The organism is Actinoallomurus vinaceus, from assembly GCF_039542055.1.
Lineage (GTDB): Bacteria > Actinomycetota > Actinomycetes > Streptosporangiales > Streptosporangiaceae > Actinoallomurus > Actinoallomurus vinaceus.
The window spans coordinates 38,610-55,375 of record NZ_BAABHK010000010.1 but is presented as its reverse complement, the minus strand read 5'-3'; the positions used below and the strand labels follow the sequence as shown (position 1 = coordinate 55,375).

Here is a 16,766-nt window from a genome sequence, read left to right as displayed (position 1 = left end):
GCATGCCGGGGATCGCGTTCAGTAACTTCCGGGAGCACCGGCGCCTGTTCACCGGCGCCATCCTGGCCGTCGCCCTGGGCGTCGCGTTGATGCAGGCCTCGCTGTCGATGATGGCGGCGGTGTCCGAGGCCCGGATCCCCGCGGGACTGTCCGGCCAGGCCCGGGAGCGGATCCGGGACGCCTACGCGGGGGCCGCGACGCTGCTCGGCATGACGGTGATGCTCGCGGGGTTCCTCGCGCTGTTCATCGTCGGCTCGACCTTCGCCTTCACCGTGGCCCAGCGCCGCCGTGAGCTGGCCCTTCTGCGGCTGGCAGGCGGGAGCCGTCCACAGCTGGTCGTGCTGCTGCTGGCGGAGGCGGCGCTGCTCGGCGCGGTCGGCGCGGCGGCCGGTGTCCTGCTCGGGGTGCCGGGCACGTGGGCCCAGGCCTGGCTGCTGGCGGCGTTCGGGTTCCTGCCCGGCGCGGTGGCCCCGGCCCTGAACGGCGGGATCATGCTGGCGTCCGCCTGCGTCGGCTTCACCGTGGCACTGTTCGGCGTGCTGGCGGCGGCGCGCCGCGCCGCCCTGGTGCGGCCGCTGGAGGCACTGCGGGACACCGGGCGTGCCGCCCGGGTCATGACCGTGGCCCGCTGGGTGTTCGGCCTGTCCTCGCTGGCGTTCGTGATCTGGCTGGTCGCCGCCGCGCAGACCGGCCGCGTCGACGTCCTCGGCGCCCTTCTGATCGCGATGGCCGTGTCGGTGGTCGGAGCGGTGGCGCTGAGCCTGCTCAGCCCCTTGGTCGTGCCGCTCGTCGGCGGCCTTCTCGGCCTCGCGCTGCGCCGGAGCATTCTCGGCGAGATCGCCCAGGCGAACCTGCGGGACGCCGTACGACGCAGCGCCTCCACCGCCGCGCCGCTGATCGTGCTGGTGTCCCTCGTGGTCGGCCTCATGGGCACCCTGGCCTCCCTGGGACGGATGGGGGGCGAGGAACAGAAGCGCATCGTCGCCGGCGATCTGGTCGTCGACTCCACCGGCGCCCAGGCGTCCCGGATCGCGGCCGTGCCCGGTGTCGCCGTGGCGTCGCCGCAGGCCACCGTCCCGATCGCCGTGACCGTCGGGCGCCGCGCGTACCGGCGGACCTACTACTCGGGCATCGTCGCGGTGGATCCGTCCGCGTACCGGCAGACGTATCGACGGGCGCCCCGCTCCGGTTCGCTGGCGGCCCTGCGGGGGCGGACGATCGCGGTGGGACCGGGCCTGAGCGAGGAGGGCCTGCGGCGCGGGGGCGTGGCGGTCGCCCGGATCGGCGGGCAGGGCGTACGGCTGCGGATCGTCGCCGTCATGGCCCCCGTGCTGGAGAACGGCGCCGACGGCTTCCTCCTGCCGCGCGAACTGGTCCCGGCGGACGTCATGGCCAAGGCGCCGACGCGTACGGTGATCCAGGTCATGCCCGGCACCGCCCCCTCGGCCGTCGCCGCGCGGATCCGCGCGGCCGGGATCGGGACGGTCCGCAGCCTGGCGGACTGGGCCGACGACGAAGCGGACCGGCAGCAGAAGGGCAATGAGGCCATCTTCGCGGTGCTCGTCGGCCTCGGCGGCCTGTACGCGGCCGTCGCCGTCGTCAACGCGGTGGTCATCGCCGGTGCCGAGCGCAAGACCGAGTTCGCGGTCGTGCGCCTCACCGGGATGAGCCGGCCGCAGGTCGTGCGGATGGCGTTGATCGAGGCGGCGGCGGTCACCGCGATCGGGCTGCTCCTCGGCCTCCTCGTCGCGGCGGGGGCGCTCGCCGGGATCGGCGCGGCCGCCGTCCGGGCCGTCGGCACGCCCCTGGTCGCGGTGCCGTGGGAACTACTGGGCCTGCTGGTGCCCGGCGCGTTCATCGTGACCGCCGTGGCGAGCGCGTGGAGCACGCTGTCGGCGACCCGGGTGCCGCCGGTGGCGCTGGCGACCGCTCGGGAGTGAGGGCATCCGGCCGGTATCGAAGCCGGTCAAATGACGACCGATGTCGTCAGAGGACGCGGACAACGCCCGAACGCGCGGGTAGGCAGAAGCAGGGCGTCTGCGGCAGGTGCCGTCGTGGAACGGGGCTCAGCCGCAGCAGCCGCCTCCGCAGCAGCCGCCGCCGCTGGGCGGGGCCGCGGTGGCGCCGCCCGTGACGGCGACCGTGGACAGCAGTTTCACCGTGTCGTCGTGGCCGTCGGGGCAGGAGGCCGGCGCGGACGCCTCGGCCATCGGACGGGAGACCTCGAACGTCGCGCCACAGGCGCGGCAGCGGTAGTCGTAGCGTGGCACGGCCACAGCGTACGACGTCACCGCCCGTCCGTCATGCTCTGTCCGGTGACCGGAACGGTCAGGCGGCGGGTTCGGTGACATACGGCGCCCACTGCGGGTCGCCGTCGTTGACCAGGCCGATGAGCCGCCAGTGCGCCCCGCGCGGAACGGCCGGGACGACGCGCAGCTTCCACCCGATCTCTTCCAGTAGCTTGTCGGCCTTGCGGTGGTTGCAAGGCGTGCAGGAGGCGACGCAGTTCTCCCAGATGTGCATTCCCCCGCGGCTGCGCGGGATGACGTGGTCGATCGTCTCCGCGCGAAGACCGCAGTAGGCACACCGGAAGCTGTCGCGCCGCATGAGGGCCGCCCGGGTGAGCGGCACCCGTTGTCGGTAGGGGATGCGGACGTAGCGGAGAAGTCGGATCACCGACGGCATCTCGACGACGACGGTGGCCGATCGCAACTGGGCTCCGGATATGTCATGATGCACGATCTCGGCCTTCTCCCGGAGGACCAGGCAGACCGCACGCCGCAGGGGAAGGGTTGTCAGGGGTTCGTACGTCGCGTTGAGCAGCAGGACCTGTCTCATCAGACGGCCTCCGCGCCGCAGGCGCCGCCCGCCTCACGGGCCACGCTCCAGCGTGCCTCGGCATGAGGCATGACGATCTTTCTCACCAGCGCACCCGACACGAGGACCTCCTCATGGGTGATACCCGAGTTGGAATTCAGTGTGGCTGCTGAGATGCTGATCCCGCTACCCCATAATCTGGGGTATTCGCTGGAAGCGCGCCCGTGGAGGCGGCCAGGCGGGTCAGTGACCCGGGTGACGACCTTGCGTCTCGGCTCCGGCGTGCGACGCGGCCTCCTCACCCCGCTGCTCGCGCCATGTCATCCTGGCGTCGAGGCGAAGCGGACCGCCCGTGAGGCTCCCCGAGGTCTTGAGCCAGCCGGTGCGCTTGTCGCCGGCGCCCATCGTCTCGTACCGGCAGACGACGGTCTCGTGGTCCGCGGTGCAGGGCTTCGACGTCCCCAGGATCTTGTGACCGGACGTGACCTTCTGTGTCGCGACGACATCGTCGGCCGGCCGGGATCCCTCGTTCACCACGGTCCAGCGCCAGATGACGCCGGAGCCGTCCGGAGCCGGCTCGGGCCGGCCGAAGACCAACCGCAGGCTCGCCTCCTGCGACCGGTGCCCTCCCTGCGTCTCGCGCGAGTGCTGAGCGCCCTCCTGCGACGCCGCGTGGGGCGGCCCGGCCGCTGCCGGCCCGTGCGCCTCATGGGCCGACTGAGCCGGGTGCTGCTGGGCCGGCCGCGACCCTTGCGCCTCACGGGGCCCCTGAGCCTGTTGCTGGGCAACGTGCTGCTGTGCCGGTCGTCCCTGCTGTGCCTCATGCGCCGGCTGAGCCGGGTGCTGCTGGGCCGGTTGGGCCGCTTGGGTCACGTGCAGGTGGGCCGGTCGCGCCAGCTGCGCCTCGTGGGCCGGTTGCGCTGGGTGCTGTTGGGCTTTGTGGGCGGGCTGTACCGGGTGTTGCTGGGTCGGCCTCGCTTGCTGGGCTTTGTGGGCCGGCTGTGCCGGGTGCTGGTGGGCCGACCTCGGTTGTTGGGCTTTGTGGGCGTGTTGCGCCGAGCGCTGTTGGAGCGCTCGCAACTGCTGGGCCTCGTGGGCCAGTTGCGCTGAGTGCTGGTGGGTCGCCCGCAACTGCTGGGCCTCGTGGGCCAGCTGCGCTGAGCGCTGTTGGGCCGCTCGCACCTGCTGGGCCTCGTGGGCCGCGTGTGGCTTCGGCGCGAGCGCGTGCGCGGACGAACCGGCCGACGCGCCGGCCACCAGGGCGACGGCGGCCAGCGCCGGTGCGGCGACCAGGGCCGTACGGCGGCCGTACCGACTCGCGCGTGCGGCCGTTCTATGCGGGTCGATCGTGTCTTCCATTGTTCCCCCCGAGTGACGTGGAAAGACGCGCCCCACATCTTTCTCGGTGCGGCGACCGGGGGGAAACCGCCACGCCAGGCGCGGGCCGGTACGCCGACCTCGTTAAAGTGCGGTCATGAGCCGACCGCAGTACCCGTCCGCGCATCGTCAGGACATCGTCGAGGAGATCCACGGTCATCCCGTCGCCGATCCGTACCGATGGCTGGAGGATCCGAACGCCGACGACACCAAGAAATGGCTGGCGGCCCAGGACGAGCTGTTCCACCGTGAGGTCGACGACCTGCCCGGCCGGGACAGGCTGCGGGCGCGGGTGCGCGAGCTGCTCGGCGCCGGGAGCGTCGGCGCTCCGGTCTGGCGGGGCGAGCGCCGGTTCTTCATGCGGCGCACCGCCGAGCAGGAGCACGCCGTCCTCTACACCGTCGACCCCGGCGAGACGAGCGAGCGGGCACTGATCGACCCGATGGCGCTCGACCCGACCCACACGACGACGCTCGACTCCTGGCAGCCGGACAAGGAGGGGCGCCTGCTGGCGTACCAGCTGTCCCACGGCGGCGACGAGGAGTCCAAGCTGTACGTGATGGACGTCGCCACCGGCGAGACGATCGAGGGGCCCATCGACCGGTGCCGCTACACCCCGATCGCCTGGCTGCCGGGCGGCGACGCGTACTACTACGTCCGGCGGCTCGCCGCCGGGCAGGTTCCCGCGGGGGAGGAGCAGTACCACCGCCGCGTCTACCTGCACCGGGTGGGGACCGACCCCGAGACCGACGACGTGATGATCTTCGGTGAGGGCCGGGAGAAGACCAACTATTACGGCGTCGGCGTCAGCCGCGACGGGCGCTGGCTCACCCTCTCCTCCTCGCAGGGCACCGCGCCGCGCAACGACCTGTGGATCGCCGACCTGAGCACGTCTCCGCTCGAGACCCCGGAGCTGCGGGTCGTCCAGGAGGGCGTGGACGCCGAGACCGGCGTGCACGTCGGACGCGACGGCCGCGCGTACGTCTTCACCGACCGGGACGCCCCGCGCGCCCGGCTGTGCGTGGCCGACCCGACCGATCTGTCGCCCGGCACCTGGCGCGATCTGATCCCCGAGGACTCCGAGGCGGTCCTGTCGGACTTCGCGATCCTCGACGACCTCGACCGGCCCATCCTCCTCGCCGGGTGGACCCGCCACGCGATCAGTGAGATCACCATCCACGACCTGGTGACCGGCGAGCGGATCGGCGAGGTCCCCGCGCCGGGCCTCGGCACGATCGGCGGGATCACCGATCACCCCGACGGCGGTCACGAGGCGTGGTTCACCTACGTCGACCACACGACACCGACGTCCGTCCACCACTTCGACGCCAGGACCGGCGAGACGACGCTGTGGGCGTCCGCGCCCGGAACGGTCGACGTGCCCGACGTCGAGGCGCGCCAGGTGACCTACGCTTCCAAGGACGGCACCGAGGTCCGCATGCTCATCGTCGCCCGCGCCGACGCGGTGCCGGGCGACGGCACGCCCCGGCCGACGATCCTCTACGGCTACGGCGGCTTCAACGTCCCGCTCACGCCCGCGTACTCGGCCGGAACCCTCGCCTGGGTGGAGGCCGGCGGCGTCTACGTCGTCGCCAACCTGCGCGGCGGCTCGGAGGAGGGCGAGGAGTGGCACCGCGCCGGCATGCTGGACAAGAAGCAGAACGTCTTCGACGACTTCCACGCCGCGGCCGAGAAGCTCATCGCCGACGGATGGACCACCGCGGACCGGATCGCGATCTCCGGCGGATCCAACGGCGGCCTGCTCGTCGGAGCGGCGATCACCCAGCGGCCCGAGCTGTACGCCGCGGCGGTGTGCTCGGCGCCGCTGCTGGACATGGTGCGGTACGAGAAGTTCGGTCTCGGCCAGACGTGGAACGTCGAGTACGGCTCCGCCGAGGACCCGGAGCAGTTCGGCTGGCTCCACGCCTACTCCCCGTACCACCACGTTCGTGAGGGCGTCGCCTACCCGGCGACCCTCTTCACGGTCTTCGAGAGCGACACCCGCGTCGACCCCTTGCACGCCCGCAAGATGTGCGCGGCGCTGCAGTACGCGAGCACCGACGACGGCGGGCCCATCCTCCTGCGCAACGAGGCCGAGGTCGGACACGGCGCCCGCGCGGTCAGCCGCTCGATCGAGCTGAGCGTCGACACCCTGTCGTTCATGGCCGCCCACACCGGCTTGGCGCTGGACGAGGAACCACAGCGCACATGAGCGAGCGAATCAAGAAGGCAGCGCGCCCGGTCACTCCTCCGACGCCGGGAGGTCGGTCGGGGTGGGTTGGTCGGGCGAGGCCGGGAGGTCGGTCGGGGTGGGTTGGTCGGGCGAGGCCGGGAGGTCGGTCGGGGTGGGTTGGTCGGGCGAGGAGGGAGGCCCCTTGACCGCCGTCGAACGCGTGCTGCCCCTGCTCGACCCGCCGCCCGCCGAGCCGGACGTGTCGCGCGGCTACCTCGACCTCCTCGGCGAGGAGGCGGGTCCGCACGGCACGCTCGCGCAACGGCTCATGCGCTCCGGGTTCCTCCCGAAGATCTACGAGGATCTGTGGCGGCCGGTGCTGTTCGGGCTGTCGAAGGGACCGCTCGGGCCCAGCCTGGACGAGGAGTACGCCCTCGCCCGCGACTGGCTGGACCTCGCCGCAGTCCCGGACGGCACCGTGCTCGACGTGGCCTGCGGGCCGGGCAACATCACCCGCGCGCTGGCCGCCGGGATGACGGGACACGGGCTCGTCGTCGGCATCGACGCCTCCTCGACCATGCTCGACCGGGCGGTGGCCGAGACGGTCCGGCCGACCGGCCGCGGCGAGAACGGCGCCGCCGACGTCGCCTATGTCCGCGGCGACGCGGCGGACCTGCCGTTCAGCGACGGCGTGTTCGACGCGGTGTGCTGCTTCGGCGGGCTGTACCTCTTCGAGGACCCCTGGACCGCGATCGACGGCATCACCCGCGTGCTCAAACCGGGCGGCCGGGTCGTGTTCCTCACGACCCGGCGGCCGGAGATCCCGCTCGTCGGCCCGGGCATCGCGGCGCTCAGCCAGCTGACGGGCATCCGGATGTTCGGCGCCGACGACCTCTGCCAGGCCCTACGGGCCCGCGGCTTCACGACCCTGCGCCAGCGCGCGTACGGCCTGATGCAGTTCGTCGGCGGCACCCGAGACTGAGACGCCCGAGCCGCAGCGCCCCTGTGTCGTCATGGACGCGTCGGCGGCGAGGCGAACCCGGGAGCGATCCGGCGGGCGGGTGACGCCCGCCGGATCGGTGGGTCAGCTCGCGGGGTCGTACCGGTAGACGGCCGCTGCCGACTTTCCGTTGTCGAGGACCAGTTCACCGGCTCCCCACAGCGAACGGGTGCCTGGGATCAGGGTGATCGCGTTCATGCTGGCGTCCTTGGCGGACCCGACCGGTGCGGCCTCGCGGGTGAGCCCGCTCTGGCTGTAGTGGAGCAGGTCGGCGCTGGGTCGGACGCCGGCGGACACCATCCACAGACCGCCCGCGCCGTCGGATGCCAGCTTGGTCACGGAGTCTTCCGGGGCGTCGATGTTCACCTGCTGCCAGCTCCCGCCGGATCGGTGCCACAGCACCACTCCCGGCTCGAGGCCGTTCTTCGCGAGCACCGCACTCGCCCACACGTCGTCCGGGCCCGTCGCCAGGACGTCGCTGGAGACCACGCGGACGCCGGGGCCGACGGACGGCTTCGGAAGCGCCGCCGTCTCCCACTGCCGCCCGTCCCAGTGCATCGCCGCCGCGTCACCGTTCGCCTGTCCGACCGCCCAGACGTCATCGGCCGCCACGGCGCTGATCGCCGTCGGGTTGCCGGGCAGGTCGAAGGTCGTCCACGTGTCGCCGTCGTAGTGCTCGGCGATCGGCTTCTCGCCGGTCTCGAGGCCCGTGGTGCCGATGAACCACGCGTCCCTGGGGCCGAGCGCCACGGCGTCTCGGATGACGACGTCCTTGCCGAACTCTGTGGTCTGCCAGGTGACGCCGTCCCAGTGGTGGCCGAAGACCAGCGAGTTCGCGTCGGACCCGAACACCCATACGTCCGTCGGCGACGAGGCGGCGACCGTGCGCAGATCCGGGTAGAAGGCCTTAGGAAGAGCGGGCGGCGGAGTGACGGTCTGCCACTGGACGCCGTCCCAGTGCAGGATCTTTCGCTGGTCGCGTCCACAGCAGGGGCCGGAGCCGACCGCCCAGGCGTCGTTCGGTCCGGTGGCCGCGACCTCTGCGAGGCCGTCTTGCGGGAAGCCTGGCGAGGTGTACGAGATGCGCCATTCGGGGTCCGATGCGGCGTGTGCGGTGGAGGGCCGGGCACCGAGTGCCAGCAGGCCGATGACGCCGGCCGTCGCGACACGCTTCAGCGAGACGAGCATGGTTCTTCCATTCCGTCGCCGGGCTCGCGGAGAGCGGGTCTCGCGAGATGTCGATCTTCCATAGGTTCGACACGCGAGCTTGACTGCGGGTTGACACGCCGCAGCCGATCCGGGAAACGGAAGAGCGGTCCGGTGGGCGCCGTCCGCCCACCGGATCCGGGCGATCAGCCGCCGAGCTGGGAGATGTCGCGGGCCGCGCCGGTGGAGGCCGAGGTGGCCATCGCGGCGTAGGCCTGCAGGGCGGCGCTCACCGGACGGTGCCGGTCGCGGGGCCGGTAGGAGCCCAGCTCCTTCAGGAGGCGCTCCTGGCGGGCCTTGAGCTCGTCGGCGGGCACGTCGAGGCGCAGCTCCCGGCGCGGGATGTCGATGACGATCCGGTCGCCGTCCTCGACGAGGGCGATGTCACCGCCCGCGGCCGCCTCCGGTGAGGCGTGGCCGATGGAGAGTCCGCTGGTGCCGCCGGAGAAGCGCCCGTCGGTGATCAGCGCGCAGGCCTTGCCGAGCCCACGGCCCTTCAGGAACGACGTGGGGTACAGCATCTCCTGCATGCCCGGGCCGCCCTTGGGGCCCTCGTAGCGGATGACGACGACGTCGCCGGGCTTGACCTTCTTGCCGAGGATGCCCTCGACCGCGTCATCCTGGCTCTCGAAGACGACGGCCGGGCCTTCGAAGGTCCACAGCTCCTCCTCGACGCCTGCGGTCTTGACGACGGCGCCGTCGACGGCCAGGTTGCCGTACAGCACGGCGAGCCCGCCGTCCTTGGTGTAGGCGTGCTCGACGTCGCGGATGCAGCCCTGCTCGCGGTCGAGGTCGAGCTCCTCCCAGCGGTTGTCCTGGCTGTACGGCCTGGTGGTGCGGACCCCGCCCGGCGCGGCGTGGAACAGCTCCACCGCCTCCGGCCGGACGCCCGGGGAGCGGACGTCGTGCGCATCGAGGAACTCGCCCAGCGACCCGCTGTGGATCGTGTGGATCGTACGGTTGAGCAGCCCGCCCCGGTCGAGCTCGCCGAGGATGGCGGGGATGCCGCCGGCCCGGTGGACGTCCTCGATGTGGTACTTCGCGGTGGCCGGGGCGACCTTGCAGATGCAGGGCACGCGGCGCGACAGCTCGTCGATCTCCTTCAGGCCGAAGTCGACGCCGGCCTCGCGGGCCGCGGCGAGCAGGTGCAGGATCGTGTTGGTCGACCCGCCCATCGCCACGTCGAGCGCCATGGCGTTCTCGAACGCGTCGCGGGTCGCGATGTTCAGCGGCAGCACCGACTCGTCGTCGTCGCGGTAGTAGCGGTTCGCGATCTCGACGACGCGGCGGCCGGCGTCCTCGAACAGCGTCTTGCGGGCGGCGTGGGTGGCGAGGACCGTGCCGTTGCCGGGGAGGGACAGGCCGATCGCCTCGGTGAGGCAGTTCATCGAGTTGGCGGTGAACATGCCCGAGCAGGACCCGCAGGTCGGGCAGGCGTTCTCCTCCATCTGGGCGAGGGTCTCGTCGGAGACGGACTCGTCCGCGGCGGCGATCATCGGGTCGATCAGGTCGAGCTTGGTCGTGCCGTCCACCGGCTTGCCCGCCTCCATCGGCCCGCCGGAGACGAACACGGTCGGGATGTTGAGCCGCATGGCCGCGATGAGCATGCCCGGAGTGATCTTGTCGCAGTTCGAGACGCAGATCAGGGCGTCGGCGCAGTGCGCGTTGACCATGTACTCGACCGAGTCGGCGATGAGCTCCCGCGACGGCAGGGAGTAGAGCATGCCGCCGTGGCCCATGGCGATGCCGTCGTCGACCGCGATCGTGTTGAACTCGCGCGGGATGCCGCCCGCCTCCTTGACGGCGGCGGCGACGACCTGGCCGACCTCGCGCAGGTGGACGTGGCCGGGGACGAACTCGGTGAAGCTGTTGGCGACCGCGATGATGGGCTTGCCGAAGTCCTCACGCGCTACGCCGGTGGCCCGAAGAAGGGCCCGGGCTCCCGCCATGTTCCTGCCGTGCGTGACCGTTCGTGACCTCAGCGGGGGCATCTGCCTCTCCCATCGATTCGTGCTCAGACTTCGATCGTATGGGGTCGGCGACGCGCATGAGACGCCGGTCTCAGGTTACGAGACGTCGACCCCGGGATCCGGGCACGTGGGGGGAGCCCCGGCCGGTCAGGAGCCGGGGTATTTCGGGGGCAGCACGCGTTCGGCGGCGTTGTAGATGCGCTCGATGTCCACCGTGGTGAGGATCTTGGGCCGGCGCCGCAGGTAGTTGCGCGCCCGCCCGCCCGAGTAGACGTCGACGTTGCGCACCATCAGCACCTTCCAGGAGATCGCCGGGCCGTAGATGGCCAGCGACGGCTGCACGGGCACCTCGTACCCGAGCTCCCCGCTGATCAGCTTGCTGGCCTGGTCGGCCTCCCAGCGGGCCTCGTCCAGGCGCTCCTTCTTGTTGAACGGCCCGAGGAACAGCTTGCGGTGCGACAGCGCGCGTACGGGGAGCCGCTTGTCCCACTTCTCCGAGTCGACGGCGTACACGCCGGTGGGCCCGATCACGAGGTGGTCGATCTGCCCATCGCTGACGCCGTCCTCGTCGCGGGGAACGGCGCGGGCGTGGAGGGTGCGATAGCCGGCCTTCTCCATGCCCCGCAGCTGCCGCTCGGTCCTGCGTTCGGCGACCGACGGTTTGCGCCAGGCCTCCACGCTGGAGTGCTGCCGCGATCGTCGGACGATATCGACGATCACGGTGAGCACCGCGACGGCGAGACCGATCCGGATCTCGAAGACGATCGCGAACAGCAGGCCGAGGATGGCGGCCGCGCCGATCCGGATCATCCAGCGTTGGATCTGCGGATCGCTGATCCGGCCCCCGATCGCCTGCTCCCTCCGCCGCCTGGGCGGGCGTCCCTCGCCAGGACGTTCGGCCGAGTCGTCCTCGCCGGGCAGCTCGAACGGACGTTCGTCGTCAGGGTGCTCGCGTGTGGACGTCTGAGTGGACTCGCCTCGCTCCACACTGGCCATTGTCAACACTCCGTGCTCGATTGACGGCAGCACACATGATCTTCCCGTGCGAAGCGTAACCAGAGCCCGAGCGGAGTGCATAGTCGTGTCCGGTTGATACTTTTGTCCCCGCCCTTGAGCGGTTCGGTGGCATCCTACCAGGGTAGATAAATTCCATCCCCCGCTGCGCTGCTGCAACTTTCGGTGGGCGTACCGTTTTCACTTGTGACGCATATTCATCATCTCAGCATGCGGGACCAAGCGGCCGCGATCCGCAGCCGCGAACTCTCGCCCGTCGACGTCGTCGAGCACTACCTCGAGCGCATCGACCGCCTGGGGGACCAGGTCGGCGCCTACGTCACCGTGACCGCCGATCTGGCCCGTGACCAGGCCAAGGCCGCCGAACAGGCGGTGATGGCGGGCGACGGTTCCCCGCTGCTCGGCGTTCCCGTCCCCATCAAGGACCTCAACATGGTCAAGGGCGTACGGACGACGCTCGGCTCGGCGGCCTATGACGACTTCACGGCATTCGGCGACGACAACGTCGTCGCTTTTCTCCGTGAGGCGGGCACGATTCTTCTAGGGAAGACCAATACGCCGGAATTCGGACTGCCCTGTTATACCGAGAACGCCGTCGCGCCTCCCGCACGCACCCCCTGGGACGTCGAACGCTCCGCGGGAGGCTCCAGCGGGGGCGCCGCCGCCGCGGTCGCCGCCGGGCTCGCCCCGGCCGCGCACGGCAGCGACGGCGGCGGGTCCATCCGGATCCCGGCCAGCGTCTGCGGCCTGTTCGGGATCAAACCGACGCGCGGCCGCATCAGCCACGGGCCCTTCGTGCCCGACCTCGTCGGCCTGGCGACCCATGGGCCCATCACCCGGACCGTACGGGACGCCGCCCTCCTCCTCGACGTCATGGCCGGGAACGCTCCAGGCGACATGTACCGCGCGGCGCCGCCCGAGGGGACCTTCCTAGAGGCCGCCGACCGGGCGCCCGGACGGCTGCGCGTCGGCCGCAGCGCGGTCCCCCCGGTGCCGGGCGCCGAGGTCCACCCCGACTGCCTCGCCGCGTACGAGGCCGCCAGCGAGCTGCTGGCGGAGCTCGGCCACGAGGTCGAGGACATCGACCCGCCCTGGAACGGCGAACTGATGCCGCACTTCGAGACCCTCTGGGCGGCGATGGCCACGCTCACCCCGGTCCCACCCGAGCGCGAGGAGCGGCTGCGCCCCCTCACCCGATGGCTGCGCGAACGCGGCCGGACGATCAGCGCGTACCAGCTGCTGCACGCCCAGGCGACGCTGCAGGCGGCCGTCCGGAGAGGGCTGCCGGTCCTCGAGGGCTACGACGTGATCCTGCACCCGACCCTCGCGCAGCCGCCCGTCCCCATCGGATACTTCGAGGATGCCGACCCCGCGGAGAACTTCGAGCGGCAGAAGCGCTTCACGCCGTTCACCTCGGTCTACAACGTCACCGGTCAGCCCGCGGTGAACGTCCCGCTGCACTGGACCGACGGCGGCCTGCCGATCGGCGTCATGCTGGTCGGCCGGGCGAGCGACGAGGCGACGCTGATCGCGCTGTCGGCGCAACTGGAAGAGGCCCGTCCGTGGGCGGACCGCCGTCCGCCGATTTGGGACTGATCCACGGGGCATAGCCACGTGGCAGGAGCCGGGAGCAGGACCGAGGACGGGAGCGTCGTGGCAGAGGACACGGAGGACCTGAACGCGCTCGCCGCCGCGTACGGCGTCGAGACCTCCTACACGGACTGGCGCGGCCGGCCGGCCGACGTCCCCGTCACGACGATCAGAGCCGTCCTCACCGCCCTGGGCGCGGACGTCTCCTCGCCGGAGACCGCACGCCGCGAGCTCGAGCGGATCGAGGCGGAGCGCCGCGCCCGGCTTCTCCCCCCGACCGCCGTCGTCTTCGCGGGGGAGGACCTGCTCGCGGCGGACGACGCCGAGGTGTGGATCGAACTCGCGACCGGCGGCAAGCTCCCCCTCGAACCCGCCGAGCCCGGGTCGTCGGCCTCGGCGTCGCGGCCGCCCGCGACCTCGGCCGGGGTCGCCGGGTTTCGCAGGGCGTACCGGCTGCCGCCGGAGACGCCGCTCGGGTGGCATCGGGTACGGGCCCGGCGCGGCGACCGGGAGGAGGTCGCGCCGCTGATCGTCGCGCCGTCGCGGGCCCCGGACCCCGGCGAGCGCTCTTGGGGCCTGATGGCCCAGCTCTACTCCGTGCGGTCGAGCCGCTCGTGGGGGATGGGCGACCTCGCCGACCTGCGGGAGCTGGCGGTCTGGAGCGGCGGCGCGCTCGGTGCCGGGTTCGTTCTGGTCAACCCGTTGCACGCGGGAGAGCCGGCCCCGCCGGTCCGGCCCTCGCCGTACCTGCCGATGAGCCGCCGCTTCACCAGCCCCCTGTATCTCCGGCCGGAGGAGGTGCCCGAGTACGCCGCGGCCGACCCGGAGACGAGGCGCCGGATCGAGGAACTGGCCGCGCCGGAGCGGGCCCGGTCCCGTACGACCGGCGAGATCGACCGCGACGCGGCGTGGACGGCCAAGCGGGCGGCGCTGGAGCTCCTCGCCGAGGTGCCGCTCGCCCCGGAGCGCGCGGCGGCGTACGCGGCGTTCCGGGAGCGCCAGGGCGAGGCGCTGACCGCGTTCGCGACCTGGTGCGCCCTGGCGGAGGAACACGGGGCCTTCTGGCCGTCCTGGCCGGCCGACCTGCGCGACCCCTGCTCGGAGGCGGTCGCGATCGAACGCGATCGGCACGCCGACCGCGTCGAGTTCCATCGCCGGCTGCAGTGGTGGCTGGACGAGCAGCTCGGCGCGGCGCAGGGCGCGGCGCGCGAGGCGGGCATGCGGCTGGGGATCGTCCACGACCTGGCCGTCGGGGTCGACCCCGGTGGTGCGGACGCGTGGGCGTACCAGGACCTGTTCGCGTCCGGGATGAGCGTGGGCGCGCCGCCGGACGAGTTCAACCAGCGCGGCCAGGACTGGGGCCAGCCGCCCTGGCACCCGCAGCGGCTCGCGGCGGCCGGTTACGCGCCGTACCGCGACATGCTCCGCCACGTGCTCCGGCACGCCGGCGGGCTCCGCCTCGACCACGCCATGCAGGTGTTCCGGCTCTGGTGGGTGCCGCGAGGCGCCTCCCCGGCCGACGGGACGTACGTCTCCTACCCGTACGGGGACCTGCTGGGAGTGCTGCTGTTCGAGGCGTACGAGGCCGGAGCGGTGGTGATCGGCGAGGATCTGGGCACCGTGGCGGACTACATGCGCGACGTCTTCGCCGAGCGTGGGGTGTTCGGCACGTCGATGGCGTGGTTCGAACGCGACGAGAGCGGCGCGCCGCTGCCGCCGGAGGCATGGCGGGAGCCGTGTCTGGCCACCGTGGGCACCCACGACATGCCGCCCATCGAGGGCTACCTGGGCGGCGACCACATCGCCCTGCGCGAGCGCCTGGGCCTGCTCACCCGGCCCGCCGCCGAGGAGTACGCGGAGCTGGACCGGTCGCTGCACGGGTGGAAGGAACTGCTGACCTCGCTCGGCCTGGACACGGCCGACATGACGGCGGCGCTGCACGCCTTCCTCGCGCGGACGCCGGCGAGGCTGGTCGGCGTGTCGCTGGCGGACGCCGTGGGCGAGCGGCGTACGCAGAACCAGCCGGGCACGGTCGATGAGTACCCGAACTGGCGGATCCCTCTCGCGGACGCCGCCGGCCACCCGGTGCTCCTCGACGACCTTCCCCGCCATCCGCGCCTGATGAGGGCCCTCGGCCCGGTGCTCGGCTGACCGTCCCCGCGCGAGCGGTCTGTGACGGCGCGGGCGGTCTGTGACGGGACAAGCGGTTCGTGACGGCGGGGGCTCGTGGTGCGCGGGCGGCCTGTGACGGCGCGGGCGGCCTGTGACGGCGCGAGTGGCCCGTGGAAGGCCGCTCTGCCCTAGCTCGGGATGAGCTAGGGGCCGTCGGCGGCACTAACGGTTCAGGATGTCGACGATGTGCGCGGCGACGTCGTGCAGGAGCGTGTCGGGCAGGATCGGGCGCCCGGCGGCGGCGGAGAACACCTCGGGCAGACCTGGCAGGCAGTAGACGGTGCTGGGCTCGGCCACGGCCCGCCCGAGCGGCTGGTTGCCGAGCGACTTTCGGGTGCGCGACCAGGCCTCCTCGACCTCCTCCGGGCTCGGCACACCGAAGCCGTGGCCGACGGGCGCGGCGTGACGCAGGCGCACGAGCGCGCCGTCGGAGAACTCCTGTGCGAGCCGGCAGCGGGCGGACAGGGCGTCCAGCACGTCGGGGGACAGGCGCGTGACCACGTCACAGGGCGTACGGCACGACGCGGCGCAGCGGCCGAGGGCGGACGCCAGCGTGCTGTGCTGGCGGTCGAGGTAGGCGCGCCAGCCGGGACCGGGCTCCCCGGCCACCCGCAGCGCGCGCTCGGCGGCGGACTGCTCGGGGCGCGTCAGGTCGCACTCACGGGGCTTCCCCGGCTCGGGCATCACGCCGAACCGGCTGTCCGGACCGCCGACCGCCGCCGGCAGCAGCGCCGGGTCGCCGGCGTGGCCCAGGACCGGCTCCCAGGCGAGCAGCGGGAGGTATTCGGCGGCGATGTGCACCGCGGCGACCAGGCCGGCCATCTCCCGGCGCCGCCACCGGGCCTCGATCACCTCGAGCAGCAGGCCGTAGGCGGGGCGGAGGGTCCGCAGCGCCCCGCGGGTGCGCTCCTTGGCGGACTGCGGCATCCTGCTGGCCCGGGCCCGGGCCAGCAGGTCGTCGGGCACCTTGTGGGCGTCGACGACCGGGTCTCCGGTGCGTTCGGGCACGCCGAAGTCCTCCGCGTCCAGGTCGATCAGCCGCTGCCCGAACGAGCACAGCAGCCGGACCTCGGCGGCGACGTCCGGTCGCAGCCCCGCCGCCCCCGCCTCGCACAACGCGGCGAGGTCCCCGAAGGCGTAGCGCCAGGCGAGTGTCGTGAGTACTTCGCGTGCCGTCTCCACCCGTTCACTCTGCCACGCGTCGCCGACAACCGCCGCCCGCGCCCGCACGACCGGTTTCCGCTACGGCCGGCCCTCCGGTACGAGCCCTCCGGGTACGACGAGGCCCTCCGTTACGACGGGGGGGTCTCCGGTACGACGAGCCCTCCCGTACGACCCGACCCTTCCGGGCGCGACGAATTCAGCGTGTTCTTGCGAGGAACCCTGGGCCTTCAGGCCCGGGAGGAATCGCATCTTGATCTTTGTGCCGTGCAGCGTTATGAATTCG

The 16,766-nt window shown here is 72.3% G+C and carries 12 protein-coding genes; 5 read left to right on the top strand and 7 right to left on the bottom strand.

The features are described 5' to 3' along the window. Positions 1 to 2: 2 nt before the first annotated feature. On the top strand, positions 3 to 1,940 hold the full coding sequence (locus ABEA24_RS31265; protein WP_345434935.1) for an FtsX-like permease family protein: 1,938 nt from the start codon (positions 3 to 5) through the stop codon (positions 1,938 to 1,940). A 126-nt stretch (positions 1,941 to 2,066) separates the two neighbouring features. Here ABEA24_RS31265 and ABEA24_RS31260 read toward each other — a convergent pair whose 3' ends face one another. The 3 genes from ABEA24_RS31260 to ABEA24_RS31250 all read right to left on the bottom strand — a co-directional run bounded on the left by ABEA24_RS31260 (position 2,067) and on the right by ABEA24_RS31250 (position 4,176). Beyond that, positions 2,067 to 2,270, bottom strand: a complete 204-nt coding sequence (locus ABEA24_RS31260; protein WP_345434933.1) for an FmdB family zinc ribbon protein — start codon at positions 2,268 to 2,270, stop codon at positions 2,067 to 2,069. A gap of 58 nt (positions 2,271 to 2,328) precedes the next feature. Continuing rightward, positions 2,329 to 2,838 carry an HNH endonuclease gene (locus ABEA24_RS31255; RefSeq protein ID WP_345434931.1) on the bottom strand — a complete coding sequence of 170 codons (510 nt, stop codon included), beginning with the start codon at positions 2,836 to 2,838 and terminating at the stop codon, positions 2,329 to 2,331. Between the two features lie 222 nt (positions 2,839 to 3,060). Next, positions 3,061 to 4,176, bottom strand: coding sequence for a PAT1 family protein (locus tag ABEA24_RS31250; protein WP_345434929.1), 1,116 nt, complete (start codon positions 4,174 to 4,176; stop codon positions 3,061 to 3,063). A gap of 115 nt (positions 4,177 to 4,291) precedes the next feature. On the opposite strand from ABEA24_RS31250, the gene ABEA24_RS31245 reads away from it, so the two are divergent. Beyond that, positions 4,292 to 6,406 carry a prolyl oligopeptidase family serine peptidase gene (locus tag ABEA24_RS31245; RefSeq protein ID WP_345434927.1) on the top strand — a complete coding sequence of 705 codons (2,115 nt, stop codon included), beginning with the start codon at positions 4,292 to 4,294 and terminating at the stop codon, positions 6,404 to 6,406. Between the two features lie 163 nt (positions 6,407 to 6,569). Beyond that, a complete protein-coding gene (locus tag ABEA24_RS31240; RefSeq protein ID WP_345434925.1) occupies positions 6,570 to 7,349 on the top strand; it encodes a class I SAM-dependent methyltransferase in 780 nt (259 codons plus the stop codon). 102 nt (positions 7,350 to 7,451) lie between these two features. Here ABEA24_RS31240 and ABEA24_RS31235 read toward each other — a convergent pair whose 3' ends face one another. The 3 genes from ABEA24_RS31235 to ABEA24_RS31225 all read right to left on the bottom strand — a co-directional run bounded on the left by ABEA24_RS31235 (position 7,452) and on the right by ABEA24_RS31225 (position 11,539). Then, on the bottom strand, positions 7,452 to 8,555 hold the full coding sequence (locus ABEA24_RS31235; protein WP_345434923.1) for a beta propeller repeat protein: 1,104 nt from the start codon (positions 8,553 to 8,555) through the stop codon (positions 7,452 to 7,454). Positions 8,556 to 8,719: 164 nt separating this feature from the next. Next, positions 8,720 to 10,564 carry a dihydroxy-acid dehydratase gene (gene ilvD / locus ABEA24_RS31230; protein WP_345434920.1) on the bottom strand — a complete coding sequence of 615 codons (1,845 nt, stop codon included), beginning with the start codon at positions 10,562 to 10,564 and terminating at the stop codon, positions 8,720 to 8,722. A gap of 126 nt (positions 10,565 to 10,690) precedes the next feature. Then, on the bottom strand, positions 10,691 to 11,539 hold the full coding sequence (locus tag ABEA24_RS31225) for a nuclease-related domain-containing protein (protein WP_345434917.1): 849 nt from the start codon (positions 11,537 to 11,539) through the stop codon (positions 10,691 to 10,693). 204 nt (positions 11,540 to 11,743) lie between these two features. Here ABEA24_RS31225 and ABEA24_RS31220 point away from each other — a divergent pair, with 204 nt between their 5' ends. Together ABEA24_RS31220 and malQ are read left to right on the top strand one after the other, a co-directional pair. Further along, complete coding sequence (locus ABEA24_RS31220; RefSeq protein ID WP_425551254.1) at positions 11,744 to 13,153, top strand: amidase; 1,410 nt, start codon at positions 11,744 to 11,746, stop codon at positions 13,151 to 13,153. Between the two features lie 57 nt (positions 13,154 to 13,210). After that, positions 13,211 to 15,298: a 4-alpha-glucanotransferase gene (gene malQ / locus ABEA24_RS31215; protein ID WP_345434913.1), complete on the top strand. Its 2,088-nt coding sequence runs from the start codon at positions 13,211 to 13,213 to the stop codon at positions 15,296 to 15,298. 183 nt (positions 15,299 to 15,481) lie between these two features. On the opposite strand, the gene ABEA24_RS31210 is transcribed toward malQ, so the two are convergent. Further along, complete coding sequence (locus ABEA24_RS31210; RefSeq protein WP_345434911.1) at positions 15,482 to 16,501, bottom strand: hypothetical protein; 1,020 nt, start codon at positions 16,499 to 16,501, stop codon at positions 15,482 to 15,484. Positions 16,502 to 16,766 lie beyond the last annotated feature (265 nt).